The organism is Streptomyces nigrescens (assembly GCF_027626975.1).
GTDB lineage: Bacteria > Actinomycetota > Actinomycetes > Streptomycetales > Streptomycetaceae > Streptomyces > Streptomyces nigrescens.
Genome location: NZ_CP114203.1, coordinates 8,661,675 through 8,683,415, shown reverse-complemented (window position 1 = coordinate 8,683,415; position 21,741 = coordinate 8,661,675). Strand labels below are relative to the sequence as shown.

The 21,741-nt window shown below is 70.4% G+C and carries 11 protein-coding genes and 1 pseudogene; 6 read left to right on the top strand and 6 right to left on the bottom strand.

Translation table 11 applies throughout. The annotated features are described in order from the left end of the window. Nucleotides 1-1,058 precede the first annotated feature (1,058 nt). From STRNI_RS37930 to STRNI_RS37920, 3 genes are all read left to right on the top strand, one after another. Entirely contained in the window at nucleotides 1,059-3,881 is a 2,823-nt protein-coding gene (locus STRNI_RS37930; RefSeq protein ID WP_277412870.1) for a helix-turn-helix transcriptional regulator, read from the top strand. 449 nt (nucleotides 3,882-4,330) lie between these two features. Then, nucleotides 4,331-5,065, top strand: coding sequence for a helix-turn-helix transcriptional regulator (locus tag STRNI_RS37925; protein WP_381844770.1), 735 nt, complete (start codon nucleotides 4,331-4,333; stop codon nucleotides 5,063-5,065). A gap of 470 nt (nucleotides 5,066-5,535) precedes the next feature. After that, nucleotides 5,536-8,415: a helix-turn-helix transcriptional regulator gene (locus STRNI_RS37920; RefSeq protein WP_277412869.1), complete on the top strand. Its 2,880-nt coding sequence runs from the start codon at nucleotides 5,536-5,538 to the stop codon at nucleotides 8,413-8,415. Between the two features lie 327 nt (nucleotides 8,416-8,742). On the opposite strand, the pseudogene STRNI_RS37915 reads toward STRNI_RS37920, so the two are convergent. Then, nucleotides 8,743-9,228 (bottom strand): annotated as a pseudogene (locus tag STRNI_RS37915) (4'-phosphopantetheinyl transferase family protein); the annotation flags it as partial. Nucleotides 9,229-9,599: 371 nt separating this feature from the next. On the opposite strand from STRNI_RS37915, the gene STRNI_RS37910 reads away from it, so the two are divergent. Further along, entirely contained in the window at nucleotides 9,600-9,818 is a 219-nt protein-coding gene (locus STRNI_RS37910; protein WP_093637847.1) for a DUF5988 family protein, read from the top strand. Nucleotides 9,819-9,976: 158 nt separating this feature from the next. Here STRNI_RS37910 and STRNI_RS37905 read toward each other — a convergent pair whose 3' ends face one another. Beyond that, nucleotides 9,977-12,484 carry an FtsX-like permease family protein gene (locus STRNI_RS37905; RefSeq protein WP_277412868.1) on the bottom strand — a complete coding sequence of 836 codons (2,508 nt, stop codon included), beginning with the start codon at nucleotides 12,482-12,484 and terminating at the stop codon, nucleotides 9,977-9,979. Nucleotides 12,485-12,970: 486 nt separating this feature from the next. On the opposite strand from STRNI_RS37905, the gene STRNI_RS37900 reads away from it, so the two are divergent. Next, nucleotides 12,971-15,130 carry a SpoIIE family protein phosphatase gene (locus STRNI_RS37900; protein ID WP_148589649.1) on the top strand — a complete coding sequence of 720 codons (2,160 nt, stop codon included), beginning with the start codon at nucleotides 12,971-12,973 and terminating at the stop codon, nucleotides 15,128-15,130. A 298-nt stretch (nucleotides 15,131-15,428) separates the two neighbouring features. Here STRNI_RS37900 and STRNI_RS37895 read toward each other — a convergent pair whose 3' ends face one another. Beyond that, on the bottom strand, nucleotides 15,429-16,868 hold the full coding sequence (locus STRNI_RS37895) for a DUF1254 domain-containing protein (RefSeq protein ID WP_266439846.1): 1,440 nt from the start codon (nucleotides 16,866-16,868) through the stop codon (nucleotides 15,429-15,431). A gap of 189 nt (nucleotides 16,869-17,057) precedes the next feature. Here STRNI_RS37895 and STRNI_RS37890 point away from each other — a divergent pair, with 189 nt between their 5' ends. Continuing rightward, nucleotides 17,058-18,266 (top strand): PucR family transcriptional regulator, encoded by a 1,209-nt coding sequence (locus STRNI_RS37890; RefSeq protein ID WP_277412867.1) that lies wholly within the window; start codon nucleotides 17,058-17,060, stop codon nucleotides 18,264-18,266. A 114-nt stretch (nucleotides 18,267-18,380) separates the two neighbouring features. On the opposite strand, the gene STRNI_RS37885 is transcribed toward STRNI_RS37890, so the two are convergent. The 3 genes from STRNI_RS37885 to STRNI_RS37875 form a co-directional block, all read right to left on the bottom strand. Further along, nucleotides 18,381-19,331, bottom strand: coding sequence for an SDR family NAD(P)-dependent oxidoreductase (locus tag STRNI_RS37885; RefSeq protein WP_277412866.1), 951 nt, complete (start codon nucleotides 19,329-19,331; stop codon nucleotides 18,381-18,383). Between the two features lie 217 nt (nucleotides 19,332-19,548). Further along, nucleotides 19,549-20,760, bottom strand: coding sequence for a cytochrome P450 (locus STRNI_RS37880; RefSeq protein WP_266439841.1), 1,212 nt, complete (start codon nucleotides 20,758-20,760; stop codon nucleotides 19,549-19,551). A gap of 114 nt (nucleotides 20,761-20,874) precedes the next feature. After that, nucleotides 20,875-21,714 carry an SAM-dependent methyltransferase gene (locus STRNI_RS37875; protein WP_277412865.1) on the bottom strand — a complete coding sequence of 280 codons (840 nt, stop codon included), beginning with the start codon at nucleotides 21,712-21,714 and terminating at the stop codon, nucleotides 20,875-20,877. Nucleotides 21,715-21,741 lie beyond the last annotated feature (27 nt).

The window sequence follows — 21,741 nt, the reverse complement described above, 5'->3', positions numbered from 1 at the left end:
GCTGTCCCGTGCTGTCCCGCTGTCCAGGTCGGCCATGCCCCGCATCCTGTGGTCGCGGCGCGAGAGGCGTCAACGGCCATGGGTCACTTCTATGTATTTCCCTAGAAGAGTGGCCGAACTCGATCACCGCCGGGGCATGGAACCGGCCACGACCTGCGTCGATGCGATCCGTGACCTTCCGCAGCGCAGATAGGGCCGTTGGTCCGGTTGACACCTCTCACCTGGGGTTCGACGATGCCTCGTGAACTTGTCAGACAGGCGGACAGGCATGAGGGAGGGGTTCGGATCCGGCTGCCCGTTCACCCCATGAGGCGGCCGGACCGACACGCCTTCCCCCCGGCCACAAGCCGTGGGCCCCGGATAAGGAGAAGCCTCAGATTCTCCTCAAGAACCTCGCAGTGCACCTGAGATGCGTGCGTACATTGGTCACACCGTTACGACTCGGCAGCCGCTCCGCGAATTCCTGCTTTGCCGTCACCGTGCGATCCACTGTGCCTGCGCCGCTCGGAGCCGCACCGAACCCGGACTCCCGCAAGAAATTTCATGACGGATACCTGTCACAGTCAAATCCCTTTCCCCGGAGATGCTACCGCCGAGTATTTCCTTGCGGCCCTTCGGAGATCGGCGAGGACTCCCATCGATTGCTGCCCCAGCGCATCATGCAGCGGCCCTGAGCGGGGTTCACAGAACGATGTGGCAACCTTGAACACGGAGAACGACGAAATACCTGTGAATCACACAGTCGTTGGAAGGTGAGCGCCGACAGGAAGCAACAGAAACCAGCTCGCTGCAATACACGCCGGGCGCTCGGCGTAAGCGGCAGAAACCCGACAGGCTGCCTCGACCGCACTGCCCAGCCGGATTTTTGCGCTTCCTGCCCCTCCGCCGGTGCCACCCATGGCGGCATGTCCGTAGCAGTACGCGCCCTGTGCGCCGAGCACCGACGGCGGTGCGTTCGGGAGATACCCGGTACCGCTCCCCGCTTGTCCGGACAGTGTGCGACACCCTCGGCACACGCCGCTGCACAACAGCTCGCGGTCTGAAGGGATCTGAACCTGATGTTGCTGGACCGCGAGGTGGAACTCGACCTGGCAGCCACCGCCCTCGGAAGCGGGCGAGGTGCTCTGGTGCTGGTCACCGGTCCGTTGGGGGTCGGTAAATCAGCACTCCTCGACGGCATCGGCGCCCTCCGCGCGGCGCGGGGAGCCCTGCACCTGCGGGTGAACGCGGCTCCGATGGAGCGGGACTTCCCCCTGGGGGCGGCCCGCCAGCTCCTGGAACCGGCGCTACGGCACGCTTCGCCGGAGGCGATGGCGCGATGGACCGCGGGGAGCGCGAGTCATGCGCGCAGCGCGCTCGACGCCTGCCGGCCCGCCGGTGCGGTGCCTGCACAGCCCGTTCTGGACAGCCTCACCGCGCTCATCGAGAACATGGCCCGCGACCAGCCCGTTCTGCTGCTCGTCGACGAACTGCAGTGGGCGGACCTGGCCACCCTCCAATGGCTGCGGCACCTGAGCGGGCGGCTCGCCGGCCTGCCGGTGCTGCTGGTGTGTGCCGTCCGCGAGGGTGACGACCTTGCCGGACATCCGGCGGTCCAGGGGGTCATCGAACACGCCACGCACATCCTGCGCCCGGGAAACCTCGCTTGGCAGGACACTCACGCGCTGATCCACCGGTATCACGGCGAAGCAGCGGACGGGGTGTTCGCCGCGGCCTGCCACCGGGCCACCGGCGGCAATCCCCTGATCCTCAACTGCCTTCTGGCGGATGCCGCGCACCGGGACCTCCAGCCCGTCGCGGACAACGCGGAGGCTGCCGCCGCACTCCGGCCCGCCGCACTGCAACACCGGCTGCTGCTGCGCCTGGACGCGCAAGCGGAGCAGGTCAGGAGGATTGCCCGGGCCATGGCCGTGCTCGGGGACGACATGAACCCGGAGCTGCTGAGCAAGCTGGCCGAGGTGGACTCCACCGGGCGGGACCATGCCCTGCGGAAGCTGACGGATCTCGGTCTGACGACCGGCGAACAGCATCCCCGGTACGTGCACGCCCTCGTGCAGGAAGCCGTGGCGGAGGGCATACCCCTGGAGGAACGGACCGCCATGCATGCGCTGGCGGCCGAGCTGCTGCACCGGTCCGGCCGGCCTCCCGAGCAGGTGGCGAGGCATCTGATGGCCCTCACCGCACCGACCTACACATGGGCCACCGAGGTGCTGCGCGCGGCGGCCCGCGCCGCGCAGGGCAGGGGCGCACCCGAGGTCGCCGCGCGCTATCTGCGACGCGCCCTGATGGGCAGTTCACCGGACGCGGAAAGGGCGGAACTGCTGGTCGACCTGGCCACGTCGGAACGCAGCTTCGCCCCGTACACCTCCGTGCGGCACATCGCCCAGGCCGTCCTGCTGTGCGACGGCCCCGTACGGCGCGCGCAGGCCGTGGTGCGGCTTGCGCCCAGCGCGTTCTCCTCGACCCTGCTGCCCGTCCACGAGCTGCTGCAGGAGGCGGCGGACGCGCTGGGGCCCGAGGACCGGCTGCACGGACCGGAACGGGAGCTGGCGCTGCGCCTGGAGGCCCGTATCCGGCAGTCGACGCTGCCGGATCCGGAGAAGCTGGCCGGCTCCGTGGCCCGTCTCGTCGCTCTGGGTCCCGAGCCGAAGACCGGCACCGTGGCCGAGCGGGAGCTGCTCGCCCCGCTGATCGGTGCCGCGACGTTCTCCAACGCGCTGCCTGCCCATGAGGTGGCACAGCTCGCGAAGCGTGTCCTGGAGCGCGAACCGGCCCTGCCCGCGCATGTGCACACCACCATGCCGCTGGTGGTGGCCAGCCTCGTGGCCGCGGACGCCGTCGAGGAGCTGAGTTCCTGGCTCGACGCGGTCCAGCAGAACGCGGTGGGGCGGCAGACGCGCGTGGAGCAGGCGCTGATCGGCACCGAACAGGCACTCGTCTCGCTGGCGCGCGGCCGTCTGACGGTGGCCAAGAAGCAGGCGCTCGCCGCCTTCGAACTCGCCGGGGCGAAGCACGAGGAAGTCTTCACCCTGTCGTCGATGACCCTCGCCAGGTGCGCGATCCTCACCGGGGACCACCAGCTCGCCGACCGGCTGCTCGCCATCAAGTACCGGGCGGAGGAGGAGCCGTATGTGTGGTCCGGACTGGCCATGCTGAAGGGGCAGAGCGCGGCGCGGAAGGGCGACCTGGACTCGGCGCTGGGCTACTTCCTCGACGCCGGACGGCGTCTTGAGCAGTGCGGATGGCACAACCCGGCGCTGCTCCCCTGGGCCTCGGCCGCCGCATTTCTGCACCTCCACCTCGGCGAGCGCGAGCAGGCCAGGGAGCTGAGTGCGCTGGAGGTGGAATGGGCCCGTGCCTGGGGGGCGCCGGGGCCGCTCGGCCGGGCGCTGCGCGTGTACAGCCACATGGTCGAGGGCCCGGGCAGCACCGACGTGCTGAGAGAGGCCGTGGACGTACTGCAACTGTCCGCCAACCGCTTCGAGCTGTGCCAGGCCCTGCTGGACCTCGGTGAGCGCCTCGGCCCGGCCGAGGCCCATGGCCGCGCGGCGCTGCGCCGGGCCTACGCGGAGGCGGTCGAGTGCGACACCCCCTGGCTGGCCCGGCGAGCGGAGGAGCTGCTCGCCGAGGCACCACCGGACCCGGAGAGCGCACGCGGTCAACTGACCCCCGCGGAGCGGAAGGTCGCCGAGCTGGCCACCTCGGGGATGACGAACCAGAAGATCGCCAACGAGCTGAACATCACGTGCCGTGCCGTGGAAAAGCATCTGACGAATTGCTACCGCAAGATGTCAATTCCAGGGCGAGTGCATCTCTCCGCTGCATTGCGAGAACTCGACCAGCAGCCCCCCAACTCGCCAGGCCCGGCGGCGCCTTACTGACTCCACGCCCTCATCCGCAGTAGAGGCCGGCGTCGCATGGCGACGCCGGCCTCTCTCAACAATCCCGCCATGACAAAGAGTTATTGCTACCGCACCGTATTGATACCGAACCACCGCCCCCGGACACCACAGTGTTTGGCTATTTGCCACATGTCGCGTTGACTCCCGGGATGCGGCGTTCCTAGGGTCTGAACAGCGGAATACCAATGCAAGAAAGGCACTTCGCTCCTTGGACGGATGGAGCGAGGACGACCAATGCCTCATTCGACGGTCGGATTTCCCGGTGCGTCGACCGCAGAAAGACGGTAGCTCCCTTGACATCCCAGCAATACGCCGACCCGATGCCGCCGGCGGCGCCCCCTCACCCCCAGACCCCCCACACCCCGCGTGCGCCCGACCAACCCGCCCTCGGGGCGGGACGGCGCCCGCTCGACCACCAACAGGCATGTATGGCGAGCCTCAATGAGTCGCTGGCGATCACGGCAGCCGACGCGGAGTTCTTCCGGCTGTTCGGCCAGGACTCCGCCGAAACCTGTGGACGCAGCCTCTACTCGCTTCTGCACCCCAGCGCTCCCGGACTGCTGAACCGGCACTTCGCCCGCCTGGCCGAGGGGCAGCGCACACGATTCGTGGAACGGATGGTGGGGATACGGGGCGAGGAGGTGCCGTTCTCGGGCGAACTGACCGGCATAGCGGTGCGGAGCGAGTCGGAACAGGCTCCGTCGTTCGTCGTGGTCGTCCGGCCCGACGACGCGTCGGCCTCGCTCACCGGCCAGGAGGACGCGCCGGCCGGCCGCAGGCAGCTGCTCACCGAGCTCGACGCACAGATCCTCGAAGGCGTCGCCAGCGGCGCCTCCACGGTGCAGCTGGCCGCCCGGCTCTACCTCAGTAGGCAAGGCGTGGAGTATCACGTCGGCCTGATGCTGCGTCGGCTCAAGGCACCCAACCGCGCCGCGTTGGTCGCCCGGGCCCACTCCATGGGGATGCTCACCATCGGCAGTTGGCCGCCCAGGGTCCTCCCCGAGTTCGTGAAGGACGCCGACAGCCGGCGCAGCCGCGGCCGCCGGACGGACCCCCGACGGCGCTCGACAGCCGCCCGCCCCGAGGCCACGGCACCTCGCACACCGTCGGCCACCCCGGGCACCCGGACTGTGCCCGGCCTGACGAACTCCCGGGCTTCATAGGGCTGCAGATCGACCGTCAGGACGGCGGCCGTCCCCGATGGGACACCCCTTCGCCGCACCACGCAAACCGGCTCCGTGAGGACGGTCCCCCTCTCCTCACGGAGCCGGTGTCGCGTGGTGCGGCGATGTTGCGTATGCGGCGGTGTCGCGTGGTCGTGCTCCGGCGCAGCGCCCATATCGCCCCCGGGGAGATGTCTTCGCCGAAGCTTCGCCTCCCGGGTACCCCCGGAGGTCTCCGGTTCACTGCACATAGGAGAAGCTGGAGAGAGCGCCCCCACGGGGAGAGGGCAAGGAGACAGCAATGGACAGGCAGCATTCCCCTGCGCACGGACGCCGCCGCGTACCACGCGGAGCCTGCGCGGGAGCGGACCGGACGGCGGCCGACGGCCGCCCGCATGCTGTGTCCCTGCCCGCGGCGGACTGCCCGGAACGACCGTGCCGGGTGCCAGTGCGTGCAGAGGAGACTCCCGATGACCGACGGGATATACACCGAGGCGTTCGAATGCCGGCGGGACCGGTTGACGCTCGCCAATCGCGAGGAGGAGATGTCCTCCCTCACCGCTCTCGTGCAGGACGCCCGCGCCGGATCAGGCGGTATCGCGCTCCTGGAGGGCGTCGTCGGCATCGGGAAGAGTCTGCTGCTGGACAGGCTGGTGTCCGCGCTCCCTGCCGACGGTCTGTATGTGCTGACTGCCCGCTGCGACGCTCTGGAGCATGACTTCCCGTTCGGCGTCGTGCGCCAGCTCTTCGAACCGCTGCTGGCCACCCTCGACGAACCGCAGCTCACCCAGCTGCTGAGCGGCAGTGCCCGTACCGCCGCGCAGGCGCTCAGCGGTGAGAAGCTGCCGGGCGACGCCCTGCTCCCCACCGAGGACATGTCGTACGCCGTGCTGCACGGGCTGTACTGGTTCACCTGCAATCTGGCGGCGGAGGCGCCGCTCGTGATCGTGGTCGACGATGCGCACTGCGCCGACATGGCGTCCCTGCGCTTCCTGACCCACCTCGCGCGCCGGATCGAAGGCCTTCCCGTCCTGCTGGTGCTGTCCCAGCGCACCGGCGACGAAGCGACGGACGCCGCACTCCTCAGTGACATCGCGGGCCAGCCGCTCTGCCGGGTGCTGCGACCCGGTCCGCTGACCCACCAAGGTGTCGGACATCTGGTGAAGACCGTCTTCGGCCACGAGGCGGACGACGAGTTCCACGAAGCCTGTCTGGCGATCACCGGCGGCAACCCCCTGCTCGTCCACTCCCTGCTGAGCGTCCTGCGGCTCGGCGGCCGGCCGCCGACCGTCGAGGGTCTGCCGTACGTCACCGCGCACGACGGTGCCTTCTTCCACGAAGCGGTCCGGTCGGTCCTGCAGCAACAGCCCGAGTCCGCCGCGGCGGCGGCCCGCGCACTGGCCGTGATGGGCGACGATGCTCTGCCGGAGGTGTGCGCACGGCTGGCCGGGCTGGATGACGCGACGCACTCCGCCGCGATGCGGGCGCTGCGGTCCAACGGACTGGTCTCGGAGGTCGACGACGGCCGGAGATGGTCCTTCAATCACGGGCTGATCAGGGAAGTCATCGTGGCGGACCTGCCACCCGAACAGCTCGCGCAGGCGCACCGACACGCTGCCCGCCTGCTGCTGGACGCGGGGGCGCGTGCCGAGCAGGTGGCCGGCCATCTGCTGATGACTCCCCTGCCGGCCACCGAGGACTGGGCGGTGACCGTGCTGCGGGAGGCCGCCCGGGAGGCGTCGTTCCGCGGTGCCCCGGCACTGGCGGTGGATCTGCTGCGGCACTGTCTGCCCCCGGAGGGGCCCACGCCCGAGGACACGCCGGTCCTCGCGGAGCTGGGTCTGGCCGAGGCGGGCGTGGACCCGCAGGCGAGTGTCCGGCATCTGCAGGCGGCGCTGGAGCATGTGCATGAGCCACCGCTGCGCTTCCGTCTGCTCAGCTCGCTGGCCAGCGGCCTGATCCGCAGCGGGCAGTCCCTCCAGGCGGTGCGGCTGCTCTCCGAGGAGGCGCCGACGGTCCGCGACGCCGATCTGCAGCGCCTTCTGGAGGGGCAGCGGCTGATGGCGTCGGCCGAGGACCTGACGAGCTTCACAGTGACCTTGCAGGAGTATCCGTTCGACATCAGCCGGCCCGGCGACACCCCCGGTGAGCGGGCCCTGATCGCCGCGGGGGCCGGCCTCTGCTCGGTGCGCGCGGTCCGGGCCCAGGAGTCGGCCGCCGCGGCCCGCCGGGTGCTGGAGAGCAGCGTGCCCGGTGTCGACTCGCCGTTCTTCCTGACCACGGCGGCGACGGCGCTGCTGTACGCGGGACTGCCGGACGAGGCGGATGCCGCCTACCAGCGGGTCATGGGCATCACCCGGCAGAGCCAGCGGCTGCTGCTGCACGGCCTGTGCCAGGCGCTGCGAGCCGAGGCGCAGTACCGACTGGGGGCGCTGTCCGAGGCGCTGGCGGCCACGCGGTCGGCACTGAACGTGGTGCCGCCCCGCCATTGGGGCCGCACGCTGGCGCTGCCCGTCGCGACCCAGATCCATGCGTTGATCGACTCCGGTGATCTCGCCGGCGCCGATGCGGCGGCCGCGCAGGCCTTCCCTTCGACGAGCCTGGACACCTGGCAGTGGAACGAGTTCCTGTGCGCGAGGGGACGGCTACGGCTCACCCACCAGGATCCGAAGGGGGCGCTGGAGGACCTCCTGGAGGCCGGCAGACGGCAGCACCTGTGGACGCGGACGAGTCCTGCCGTGTCGTCCTGGTGGTTCTGGGCCGGCCGTGCCCACCTCGCCCTGGGCGCGCCGGCGGCTGCCCGGGAGCTCGCGGAGGACGCCGTGGAACGAGCCCGGAAGGGGAAGCTGACCGATGCGCTGGGCGCCGGTCTGCGGCTCCTCGCAACGACGGAGAGCGGCGCACGGAAGCTGGGCGTGCTGGAGGAGGCGCTGTCCGCCCTCGACGGCTCTCCGGCGCGGCTCGAGCGGGCCCGTACGCTGGTCGACTACGGCTCCACCCTCCATGCGTGCGGACGCACGGAGGCGGCGCGGGAGACGCTGCGTCAAGGGCTCGATCTTGCGTATGCGCTCGGCGCGGCCCAGCTGCATGCCCAGGCCAATGACGCGCTGCTGGCCACCGGCGCCCGTCCCCGCAGGGTCACATCGAGCGGTGTGGAGTCGCTGACCCCGAGCGAGGCCCAGGTGGCGCGGATGGCCGCGGCCGGTGGCACCAACCGGGAGATCGCCGAGGAGCTGTTCGTGACCCAGCGCACCGTCGAGCAGCATCTGACATCCGTGTACCGCAAGGTCGGGGTGTCCGGGCGGCGGGGCCTCGGCCGGTTCTTCGGCCCCGGAAGTACCGCGAAGTGACGTCCCGGCCGCAGGGCTTCTGCGCGGTGTGCCGCGGGGAGCGGTCTCCCGCACCGTGCCCGGACCGCTCCGGTCCACGCCGGCCGTGCCGCGGCGGCCGGTCACGGCGCTGCCGGTGCCGCGGCACCGGGCGCCGGGCTCGCCCGCCCGCCCTGGGGCGGCGTGGACGACGACCGCGGTCATGACCAGGCCCGCCCGCACGGCCCAGCGTCCTTCGAAGCCGGTCAGTACCGAATCGCCGAGCTGCCATCCGGACACCAGAAGTCGCGCGGTGAACGTCCCGTCGCACGGGTCGAAGGAAAGGAACGCGTCCTCGAATTCCAGCGGACGCCCGGTCATCGGGAACCACGCCTTGTACACGGACTCCTTGGCGCTGAACAGCATCCGGTCCCAGGGCAACGGCGGTGCGCCGTAAGGGTTCCGGGGAAGTCCGGCGCGTTCCCCGGGCAGCGCCACGGCTTCCAGGACCCCGTCCGGCAGCGGCTCCGCCGGCTCGGCGTCGATACCGAGGGCGAGCACCTCCGTGGACCGTGCGACGACCGCGGCGGCGTACCCCTCGCAGTGGGTGATGGCGCCGACGAGCCCGGACGGCCAGCGCGGTTCGCCGCGTGGTCCCGGCAGGATCGCTAGGGGCGGCGAGCCGAGTTGGGCCATTGCCCGGCGGGCACACCAGCGGCCCGCCGTGAACTCGCGGGTGCGCTTGTCGACCGCGCGGGAGACAAGGGGCTCTTCCTCGGGCAGGAGCGCCGCGGCCGGCGGTTCTCCGAAGATCTCCGCCGCGGAGACCGTCTCCGGCAGTAACTCGTCGATCATCGCGGGGTCTCCTGTCCTTGCTTCGGTGAGGGCGCGCCTCGCTGGGCGTCGGCGCGGAGCAGTGGCTCACGGCGCTGCAGGGCCCGACACTAGAGCGCGCCGCCCGGACAGGACCACCGCAGTGGGTGACCGCACCTCAGTCCCGGGGAAATGACCAGACTTTCCCGGTCCCGGAGGGCCTCTCCGTCCCGCCGGCCGGACACAGATGCCTGCCTCGGCCGAGGTGAACCACACCCGAGGCAGTGTTCCTGGAGCCGGGGCCCTTTAGGGATTTCCCGAGCGTCGCCCCTGCTCCAATGGCCTGCAGCACATCGTCACCCCGAATATCGGTCGCCACGCAGTCGAGCGGGCTCGGAGAAGGGCAGTTGGCCATGCTGATGAACGAAATGAACGCACTGCTTCGTGGGGGCCCCACCACCTACGTCGCAAACGAGGAGCGGGTCCGCTATGTGCCGGACATGGCCTCCCCGCTCAAGCTGCTCTGCGGCAACCGCTATGAGCACTTCGAGCCGACAGCGGAACGCGTCCGGCAGGACGGCCACACGCTTCAGGTGTTCGTCTGGACGGGCTGCACCTACGTGGCCGAATAGTTCCGTCGGCGCGGACGGCGGCCGGGTTCCCGGGGGACGTACGGGATCCCGGCCGCCGTCCGCGCCGGCAGGGGCCTACACCTCCCAAGGGGATCCGGGGCCACGATCTCCGCCACGATGTCCGCCGGTGACCGCGATGGGCGGTTTACGGCGGCGTATCACCCGCTCGTGTGCAGGGCGTCGACGACCGCCATCCGGCGCACCCGACGGGCGGGCAGGACCGAGGCCGCGATGCCGGTGAACACGGTGGCCGCGAGGATGCCGAGCACCGTCAGGGCTGTGCCGTCGGACGAAGTCAGGATGGCGATGGGCGAACCGCCAAGGATCGAACGGACCGCCAGCACTCCGTAGACCAGGCCGAGGACGGTGCCGGCGACCGCGCCCGTCAGCGCGAGCAGTACTGATTCCAGGGTGAGCATCTCGCGTAGTTGCCTGCCCGACATGCCGATGGCACGCAGCATGCCGAACTCGCGGGTGCGTTCCTCGACCGCGAGCATCAGGGTGGCGGCCACTCCCAGGGCGGCGATGGCCATGGAGAAGCCGAGCAGGGTGGTCACCACGAGCAGCATCCGGTCGAACATGTGGCGGACGGAGACGACGTTGGCCGCGGCGTCGGAGACCCGGATGTGCGGGTAGTCGGACAGGGCCCGGTCGAGTGCCTTGCGGGCAGTGTCGTGGTCGGAGCCGCTCGCCGGGTCCAGCCACACAGCGGCCACGGTCGTCGCGCCCGGTGCGAGCCGGTCGAGGGTGGCTTCGGTGACGTACACCTTTGCTCCGGGAAGCAGCGTGAACAGCAAGGAGGAGTGTCCGGACTCGGCTGCGAGGCGGGTACCGGCCACCGTGACCGAGCCGCGCCCCGTGGTGGTCAGGGCCTGACCGTCTCTCAGCGAGCGTGCCGCGGAAACACCCTCAGCGTCCTCCTTGAGCTGTGCGGGGTCGGCGGCGATGACCAGACTCTTGTGTCCGTCAACGGTGAGGCTTGCGGCACGGACCGGGGTGACGGCCAACTCCGGTTGCCTGCGCAGGGATTCCACGGCGCCGGCGGGCACCTTGTTGTCCGTGGTGTTCAGTGTGAAGACGGCGGGCAGCCCCGACGACAGCATGGACTCCGTGGCGCCCTTGGTGGCGCCGATCGCGGTCACCGCCGAGACGGCGACGGTGACGCCGACGAGCATCGCGGAGGCGGCGGCACTGGTGCGGCGCGCGTTCGACCTCAGCTGCTGCGCAGCCAGCTTGCCGGTCGTGCCGAGCCACCGGCGGGCCGGGATACCCAGGACGCCGACCAGGGGTGGCAGCAGGTGCTGGGCGAACCTGAGCACTGCGAAGAAGCTGCAGATGGCACCGACGGTCACATCGAGCAGCGCCAGGGAGCCGCCGAACGCGCCGAAGGTGAGCATGTAGACGCCGAAGAGCAGGAGCAGCACGGAGAAGATCTGGCGCACGGCCTCGCGACCCGGCTCGGGAAGCGTCGCGGACCCGCTCTGTGCGAGCGCGGTCACCGGAGGCACGGCGGCGGCCGCCCTGGCGGGCTTACGGACCGCCCACAGGGTGAGCAGGGCCCCGAAGAGACCGGCAAGGATGAAAGTGATCCAGTTCGGCAGCAGAGAGATCTTGACGGGGCCGAGGTCCACGAAAGTGCGCAGCAGCGCCGTGCCCAGGGCACACGCGGCGCCGCCGGCGGCGAGACCCGTGGCCGAGGCGAGGACGCCGAGCATGAGCCCCTGGCGACGGATGATCCGGCGCACCTGGCCGCGGTCGGCACCGATGCAGCGCAGCAGGGCCAGCTGGCGGGCACGCTGGGCGAGGACCACGGAGAAGGTGTTGGTGACGACCATGCGCGCCACCGCCATCGCGATCATCACGAACGACAGCGCGGCCGTCAGCACGACCACGTACATGGTCCCGTTCTCCTCCTGCGCGTTGTCGACCGCCCCGGCGTGAGTGAAGACGGACGCGTTGCCCTCCAGTGCCGTCTTCACCGCCCGTGCGACAGCGGAGGCGTCCGCACCCTCACGGATGTCCATGTCGATGCGTGTGGTGGTCAGCCCGGTCGCGTACGTCTTCATCGCCTCGTACGGCACACCGATCGCGGCCTGCGAGGCGAGGGTGCTCGAAGAGCTGGTGTCCAGCAGGCCCGTCAGCTTGACGCCCGCTGCCTTGCCGTCGGGTTTGATGAGACGGACGGTGTCCCCGGGCTGTACACCCAGACGCTCCGCGGTCCCATGATCGAGGACGGCTTCGCCCGAGCCCTGGGGCCAGCGGCCGCCGTCAAGCCGCTGCCAGCGCATCTTGGAGTCGGCGGCGATCGAGGTGACCACGGCCCGGTCGTCCAAGAGGCGGCGCCCGGAGGGGCCGAGCACTTTTCCGTGCCCGAGAACCCGCTCGCTCACCCGTGTCACCGATGCCACTTTCCCGGCCCGCGCCGCCGCTTCCTTGGGCAGGCCGCTTTCCTTGGGCAGGCCACTTCCGGAGCCGGGGACCGCCTGGAGGTCGGCGTTTCCGACCTCCACGGCCGCGGTCTGGGAGTAGAACTGCACCAGCGCGCCGCTGCCGCCCACGGAAAGCACCAGGAACCCCACACCCACGGCGATGGCGACCCCGGTGAGCATCAACTGACGCAACTGGGCCCGGAAATCTTTGACGGCGAAGCTGGACAGTCTCTTCATGGCGAGGCCACACACCCTTCCCGGTGGTCAGCCTCAACGCTATGCGTCGCCGTTGGCCGCCCTCCCCCTACCAGGCACGATCACGCGGTCAGTCTGGAGTCGCCTCGGTGGGGGTCCCGTACGTCTCCGGTATGACGCCGTGGCCTTCGGCCCGGCATGCCCGGCCGTACGACAAGGCATTCCTTGGCCCTGATGTCGCGGTGACCATCTGGCCACGCTCTGTACTGCGCACTGCCCTGCCCCGGGTTAACGGGATGTCGATCCTGCAGGGCCGGACTGCTGCACGTCGTGAGGTGCACGAGGGGTGCATGAGGGGTGTACGAGGGGTTCACCGCGGCGTCCGGACAGGCCCTGCTGGACCTCGTGTGCGACATCGGCGCCCAGTGAGATCCTTGAATCAGCGACTGACGCGACTGACGCGATCTGGAAGCCCCAGCGGGCCGGACACGTCAGGCGCTGCCTCTCGCAGACGACGGTGTAGTGCACATGGATACCTCCGACAGCGTAGGTGCAGCTGGCCGCAGCCCGGGGCCGACCGACCAGTGGTGGCATGCGAACGCGCCGATGCTGGAGCGCATCCTCGCCCTGTCGCCGGCAGGCATGGCCGTGCTGGACCGAGATCTGCGCTTCGTCTGGGTCAACGAGGCTTTGGAGCGCCTCGGGGGCGTTCCCCGTGACCAGCGGTTGGGCAAGCACCTGCGGGACGTTCTGCCCCTCTTGGATCTCAGGCTGGACGCAGAGGGGATCGAGTCGCGTACGAGGGAGGTGCTCGATACCGGGCAGCCCCTGGTCGATCACCTCATGCGGGGCGGCACGAAGGCACACCCACATCGGCCGCACGCATACTCGCTGTCCGTCTTTCGGCTCCACGACGCCGCGAACCGAGTGCTGGGTGTGTCCTTCATGGTCCTCGACGTCACCGATCGTTGGCGGGCCCGGGAGCGGCTCGCTTTGCTGAACGAGGTCGGAGCACAGACCGGCAGCACATTGGATGTCATGCACACTGCGCAGACCCTGGCCGACACCAGCGTGCCGCGCCTGGCCGACTTCGTCGCCGTCGACCTGCTGGATTCGGTGATACGCGGCGACACACCGCGCCCTGGGGCTCGCCGCGATCCGCCGCGGATGCGCCGTGCGGGCCAGCAGTCGATCCACGCAGGCTGCCCCGAGTCGGTCGCGGAAACCGGGCAGCCCGTCAGCTTCCATCCCCGCTCACCCGAAACGCAGTGCATGCATGACGGGCGCTCCCGCCTGGAAGCCATGCCGGGTGCGTCAATCAGCAGCTGGTTCGCAACGGACCCGGCCCGAGCCGCGAAAATCCACGAGTTCGGTTACTGCTCCCTGATACTGGTCCCGATCCTCGCCCTCGGCGATGTTCTGGGCGTCGTCAGGTTCATCCGCTGGCAGCTGCGCGACCCCTTCGAGCAGGACGACCTGCTCCTCGCGGAAGAGGTCGTGGCCCGCGCGGCGGTGAGCATCGACAACGCCCGCCGCTACACCCGGCAGCACAGCACCGCCCTGGCTCTGCAGCGCAGCCTGCTTCCGCGCAGTCTCACCGGCGGCAGCACCCTCGACGTCGCCTGGCGCTACTTGCCCGCCCATGCCTCCGATGGCGCGGGCGGCGACTGGTGCGATGTGATACCCCTGTCCGGGGCCCGGGTGGCCATGGTCGTCGGAGACGTCGTGGGTCATGGGATCGACGCCGCGGCCACCATGGGACGACTTCGCACCACCGTTCGCACCCTGGCGGACATAGACCTTCCCCCGGAAGAGCTGCTGGCTCACCTTGACGACCAGGTACTGCGCCTGATCGACGAGGAGCAGACCGCTGACCCGTCACTGACGCCCGCCGCGCTCGGCGCCACCTGTCTGTACGTCGTCTACGACCCGGCCACGCGTAAGTGCACCATGTCCCGCGCCGGCCACCCCCCTGCCGCGGTCATCACCCCGGACGGCTCGGTGACCTTCCCCGACCTGCCCGCCGGACCTCCGCTTGGCCTGGGCGCCCTGCCCTTCGAATCCGCCGAATTCGAAGTCCCCGACGACAGCGTCCTCGCCCTGTACACCGACGGCCTCATAGCAACTCGCGACCAGGACATAGGCCTGGGCCTTGACCGGCTCCGTACCGCACTGGCCTCCCCCGAGGTACGGCTCGACGAACTCTGCGGAACGGTCCTGGACGCGGTGCTCACCGGCCGTCCCGACGACGACGTCGCACTGCTCCTCGCCCGCACCCACGCTCTCAACGAGGACCAAGTGGCCACCTGGGAGCTGGCTTCCGACCCGTCGGTCGTCGCAGAAGCCCGCTCCCTGACCGCCGACCGCCTCACCGCCTGGGGGCTGGACAGCCTGCTCTTCACCTTCGAGCTGATCGTCAGCGAGCTCGTCACCAACGCCGTCCGCTACGGCAACGGACGCATCCGGCTGCGCTTGATCCGGCAGGACACGCTCATCTGCGAAGTCTCCGACGCCAGCAGCAGCTCACCCCGCATGCGCCACGCACGGACCACCGACGAGGGCGGCCGCGGCCTCTTCCTCGTAGCGCAACTCGCCCGCCGCTGGGGTACCCGATACACAGCCGACGGCAAAATCGTCTGGGCAGAGGAACACCTCCCGGCGAACGGCACTCAGGATCGGGCGAACTGACCTCTCACACGAATGCCGGCCATCTGGCACCGACGGGACGGAGCTCTTCGACCTCTGGAGGAGGCGCTGTCTTGGGCGGAGTTCGCCTGAGCCACTTGACCCCACGGACCAGGAGCTGCGGTCCGCAGTGGAGTCGCTGAAGCCCCTGAGGAAGGTGGGCCTCCTGCCCAGTTCGGGATTGCTGGCGTCCGAACGATCTGAGCAGGAGGCCGGCTGGGCCGGACCCTTGTGCTGCGTCTGCGATATGACGGAGGTGTGCGCTCCAGGGCGCTCACCCGGTGCCGCTGGGAGGCTTGCTTCAGCTGGTCATGGTGACCGAGGGCGGGGACCAAGTGCCGTCGAGGACACTTGACTTGGGGCGGTACATGCGCAGGATCATGGAGAACCGGCCGCTCGGTGCGGGCAGCCAGTTGGACTGTTTGCCTGCCGGGGCGTCGTGCTGGATGTAGATGTCCGTGGAACCGTCGGGGTTGCGGGTCGGCTTGGCGGCGTGGCCGACCTCGTAGCGGTTGATCGGGTTGCGAACCAGGAAGCCGGACGGGTCGTACATCGTGAGGGACCAGAAGGCTTTCACCGGCGGGGTTTGCCCTGGGGCGAAGTGGAGGACGTACCGCTTGGCTCCCGTCAGCGGCTTGCCCCGGCTGTCGGTGCGGACGATCGGGTAGACGGCGTCCTGGGGGCGGTTGGCGCCGAGCCCTTGCCAGGCGGTGGTCGCGCGCAGCATGTAGTTCGTGCCGTAGTCGCCCAGGTTGAGCGAGACACGCCAGCCGTTCACGTCGTTTCCGGACGTGGCGAGCGCGGCCTGAATCTGCTTCTGGGCCGCGGGTACGGCCTGGCGCAGGGCTTGAGCGGTGGCAGGGCCCTTGGCGTTGATGTCGAACGGCTTGCCGGGGACGATGCCCAGGCGGGCCAGGGTGGCCACCATGGGAGCGTCCTTCTTCGCGGGCGGGTTGGTGGCCATGGCCGAGGCGAGCTGGGAGAAGAAGGTCTGCGCGTCCATGCCGGCGACCCGGGCGGCCGGCGAGGTGGCGGGGACGGTCGGGTCGACGTGGCCTGGCGGCGGGGTGTGGTGGTGGCCGTAGTCGCGGAGCGGTTTGAGGGTGTAGTGGCGGACCAGGTCCTTGACCGCGGGCAGGTCGGAGGGGCCGTCGAACTGGGTACGGCCGATGATCCACGCGGTCCGGGTGGGGGACTTGATCTGCTTGACGCCGGCGGGCAGTCGGCCGTGCCAGCCGGGGCCGGTGATGGCGAAGTCGCCGGCCGAGCTGCCGGTGGTGCGGGTTCCCGGAGAGGCGAAGACGTCGGTCCAGGCGCTGAGCATGGGCATCATGAAGTACCGGCCCTTGGTGTCCGGCACATGGAGCACTATCGGCCCCTTCTTCAGGTCCAGCCACGCCGAGGTGTACAGGGTGTCGACGTTCGGGGCCACCACGGTGTGGAACTCCGGGCCAGGAGTTCGGTCCGCCTTGGCGAACTGGTTCACCGGGGCCCGCAGCGTCGCCGGATCGGGCTTGCGGACGTTGGTGGACACCTGCTCGGTGGCCCGCGCCAGGACCAGTGGGTAGCCGTAGACGTAGGCCTTGACCGCGTCGGCGGTGGTGGCGGCGGGAACGGGCGCGGGCGCGGGGTGTGCCGTGCTCGCCTGGGCCGCTGTCACCGGCGCGGCGGACAGGGCGAGCACGGCCGCCCCCACACCGGCGGCGGCACCCCAGCGGCGGAGTCGTCGCGTTGCGTTCATGAAGGGTTGTTCCTCACAGGGCTGTTGTCGGAGTTGACGGCGGATGCGGGTGGGCCGGCCGGATGCGGGTGGGCCGGTCGGCCGGCACGGCGCAGCACGAAGGTCAGGTCGTCATCGCCTCACTGTCGTCCCACCGGCGGGCCGGGGCAATCGGTCCTGAAGACACGTCAGGCGGCCTATCGTTGTGAGGTGTCACAACGCAGCGCGTCGCCACCCCAGGCCTCGGAACCCGGCGAGGACATCCGCGAGCAGGTGGTCCGGATGGCCGCCCGTCTCGAACCCGGGATCAACCAGCTGGCCAGGCTGGTCGTCGAGCGCCAGCGGGCCGAGGTCCCCGGCTTTGACCGCCTCCCCGGCGACATGCAGGATCTGGAGATCGCCTCGGCCGCCCGCCACACGATTCGCGGCTTCCTCCGCTCCGCGCAGGGCCTCGCGGACACCGACGCCGAGGTGCTCCGGGAACGCGCCATCCAGCGTGCATCGGAAGGCGTCCACCTGACCGGGCTGCTCAGGGGGTACCACGTCGCCACCGAGGTGGTGACGGACGCGCTCTGCGCCGCCGCCCGTCCCGGGGAAGAGGCCGCCCTGCTGTGGCTCACCCGCCGGCTGTTCACTACGGTCAACTCCCTGGTCGAGCAGGCCACCGAGGCGTACCTGCTGGGGATGGCCGGCCAGCAGGAGGCAAAACGGGAACTGGCCGCGGCACTGGTCCGCGGTGACGCGCCGCAGGAGGTGGCCGCCCGGTGCGGACTCCCACTCGAACCCGGCTACCTCGTGCTCAGCGTCCGCGCCCCTGTGCCCCAGGAGCCGGTGGCCGCCCGTCGGCTGCTCCACCAGGTCCTGGTCCGGCTCGCGCCCGCCGCGGACGGACGGGTGCTCAGCCTGCCGAACGAACAGGGCGGCCACATCCTGCTCCCCCTCGGCACACCCCACGCCGACCTCGTCCGGCATCTGTCCACCGGTCCGTCCCGCCCGGTGATCGCGGGGGCCGCCCTCGCGGCCACGCCGGGGGACGTCCCCGCCGCGGCCGAGCAGGCGCACCGGATCGCCGCCATCGCCCGGACACCCGGCGTGCACCGGCTCCAGGATGTGCTGCTCGATTACCATCTGGCCGGATCCAAGGACAGCGCCGCCGAACTGGCCGCGCTTCTCGACCCGTTGGACGGCCACGCCGGTCTGGTCGAGGCCGTCGCCGCCTTCCTCGACTGCGACCTCGACCGACGCCGCACGGCCCAGGCGCTCAGGGTCCACCCCAACACCGTCGACAACCGCCTCGCCCGGGCCGCCCAACTCACCGGCCTGGACCCGCACACCACGCACGGCGTACAGCTCTTCGGCGCTGCCCTCACCCTCCGCAGACTCGCTGAGGGCTCGGCAACCGGCTTCCTGCCCGGCTGATGGGTGTTTCAGTTGGGGCCGTCGGGGAGTCCCGTGCCGTGCCCCCCTGTCCGTCGCCTGCGCTCGCCCCGAGGCGCCGTTCGAGCGGTGGCGCCGGCCGTCCTAGCTCCGCGCCTACCGAAAGCCGAGGTGCGGATCGGCGCCGGCCAGCTCACCGCTGGCGGCCCACAGGCGAGCAGCGACGGCCGGGTCGGCCATATGAGAGGGGACCGGCTCACGCCGTGGCCGGCCACGCAGGCCGAAGGCCCTTGGCCCCCACAGCTGCCCTCCCTGCACCTCCGGGTCGAGGACGGCACGGACGACGGGCCATGCTCCGGCGTCCTTGCCCTGCACCAAGAGCCCGGCGGGCAAGGCTCGCAGCCGCTCGCCGGGGGCTGTCGTGCGTACCGGCGGGCGGGACGGGGTGAGGGAATCCAGTGCGCCGCCGGGGTGGGCCACCACACTGAGCACCGTGCTGCCGATGGCACGCAGACGGCGGTCGAGTTCGAAGCCGAAGCACATCTGCGCCACCTTGGACCGGCCGTAGGTGCGCTTGGGCCGGTAGTCCTGGGTCGACTGCAGATCGCCCAGGTCCAGTCGCTCGGACCGCGCCGCGAAACTTCCCACCGTCACGATGCGGCCCGCCGACGCCGCGGACAGCAGGGGGGCCAGCCACTGGGTGAGTGCGAAGTGGCCGAGGTGGTTGGTGCCGAACATCAGCTCGTGGCCGTCCCCGGTCTCCCGACGTGGCGGGTCGTCGAGGGCGACCCCTGCGTTGTAGACCACCGCGTCGAGATGATCGAGGTCGAGCCTGTCCACGGCGGTCTTCAGGGACGACAGGTCGGCAAGGTCCAGTTGGAGATGCCGCACATGCGCGCCGGAGACGCGCGAGCGGATCGAGGCCATGGCGGCTTCGGCCTTCGCGGCGTCCCGGCTGCCGAGTACGACGACGGCGCCGGTGGCGGCGAGCTGCTCCGCGGTGAAGTAGCCGATCCCGGCGTTACCCCCGGTGACCAGGAAGGTCCTGCCCCCGGCAGACGGCAGCCGGTGAACGTCCCACGGTCGGCTCCGGGATGAGGAAGGCACGATGACAGGCTCCTTGCGCTCTGGGCCGCCCCATGCTCAGGGGGGCAACCGACCCGCCCAAGGTCGCAACCTCCACCGATATATCGCCGACAGACTTCCGACACCCCTCCGGAGAACTGCAGACCAGGTGGCCCCTGCCGAGGCGTGAGGTGTCCAGGCCCTGCCAGGCGGCCGGGGGCCGGGGGCCGGGGGCCGGGGGCCGGGGGCCGCCCCTGGCCTACCAGGTGACCGGGAGCTCGTGCAGGCCGAAGATGGCCGCGTCGTTCTTCAGTGGCAGGTCTTCGGCGGGGCCGGCCGGCCGAAGTCCGGGGACACGGCGGAGCAAGGTGTCGTAGACGATCTCCAGTTCCATACGGGCGAGGCTCTGTCCGAGGCACTGGTGCGGTCCGTGGCCGAAGGCGAGGTGCTGGCGTGCGCCGCGGTCGACGTCCAGCTTGCCGGGGTTCTCGAAGACGTCCGGGTCGTGGTTGGCCGCGCCTCCCAGCGCGAAGACGCCTTCGCCGGCGCGGATGATCTGCCCGCCGATCTCGAGGTCCTCCTTGGCCACGCGCGTGGTGATGATGTCGGTGATGGTGAAGTAGCGCAGCAGTTCCTCGACGACCTGCGGTGTGCTGCCGGGGTCGCCGGTGATGCGCGCCCGCAGCTCGGGCTTCTCCATCAGGGCGAGCATGCCCAGCGAGATCATGTTTCCGGTCGTGTCGTGCCCGGCGGTCAGCAGCAGGAACGCCAGGTCGACGAGTGCGTCGTGGTCGTAGGTGCCGTCCTTGCGGCCCTTGGCGACCTGGCGGCTGAGCAGGTCGTCCCCCGGGGTTTTCTCCTTGGTCGTCACCAGCTCGTCCAAGTAGGTCTGCAGGTCGAAGAACGCCTGCTGCCGGGTCAGCGGCGGGAGGGTCATGCTGAGCATGCGGGAAGTGCGGTCCTCGAAGAAGTCGCGGTCGGTGGCGGACACCCCGAGCAGCTCGCAGATGACCAGGGACGGTACCGGGAAGGACATGCTCTTCACCAGGTCGGCCGGGTTGGGGCCGGCGAGCATCGCGTCGATGCACTCGTCGACGATCTCCTGGATACGCGGACGCAGGGCCTCCATCCGGCGGAAGGTGAACTCGCCGACCACGGCGCGCCGCGCCCGGGTGTGTTCGGGTGCGTCCATACCGGCCAGGGACAGGGTGGAGTCCTTGTCGCTGCGGGCGAGCTCGACCAGCATCGGGAAGTTCGGATCGGCCCGGTCGGAGCTCAGGCGCGGGTCGAGCAGCGACTTGCGCACGTCGTCGTAGCGGGTCAGGATCCACGCCGGCTTGCCGGTCGGCAGGGTCACCTGGGACACGGGCCCGCTCTCACGGAGGCCGTTGTACTGGGCGGGCAGCCGGTAGGGGCAGGTACGGGGGAAGGGGAATGCGGGCGGGGTGCCGCCGTCGGTCGGTTCGGTCACTGGGTATCGCTCCTCGTCGATGGGGGATGCACGGTGGCGCCGGAGGTGCGCCGCGCCGTCGCCCGACGGCCGGGCCGACGCTCCTCCGGCGCCGCCACTTTCGAACGTCCGTGGTCAGAGGGGCTTCTGAGCGGTCAGCAGTACGGAGCCGAACTCATCGACGCCGATCATGGAGGCGGGGCTGAACTTCTCCTCCGCCTCTTCGTCGAAGACGGTCTGCATCTCCTGGGAACCCTGGCTCATCTGCTCGAAGGTCTGGCGCACGCTCTGCTCGGTGATGTCGAGGAGCTCGACGAAGCGCAGGCCCGCGTCGCGCAGCAGGGGGACGTAGTCCTCGGGCCGGGCCAGCGTCATGATGAAGTCGCGGAGGAGCCGGTCCACGGCGGGCTGCTTCTCGGCGGGGACGGGGCCGCGCTCGAAGAAGTCGGTGAGGACCAGCCGGCCGCCGGGGCGCAGCACGCGGCGGATCTCGTCGAGGACCCGTCCGCGGTCGGGCATGTGGAAGATCGACTCAATGGCGATGGCGGCGTCGAAGGAGTTGTCGGGGAAGGGCAGTTCCATGGCGTCGGCGTGCCGGAACTCCACACGGCCGCTCAGACCGGCGCCCTCGGCGAGAGCGGAGGCGCGGGCGATCTGGTCCTTGCTGATCGCGATGCCCGTGACGTGGGCGCCGGTGCGCCTGGAGATACGCATGGCCGGCTGGCCGACTCCGCAGCCGATGTCCAGAACCCGGTGGCTCTCGTCGATCCGCAGGCGGTCGGTCATCATGTCGGTGAGCCGGTCGGCGGCTTCCACGAGCGGGGTGTCGTTGTCGTCGACGTCCCAGTAACCGAGGTGGAGGCTGCCGCCGACCGCTTCGGTGTCCAGCGCGGTGAGGCGGTCGTAGAGGCATCCGACCTCTTCGGGGACGGGGACGGGGGCGGTCGTCGGCGTGGCCGTGGGCGTGCTGGACATGGGAGTCCTCCGGTTTTCTTCTGGTGA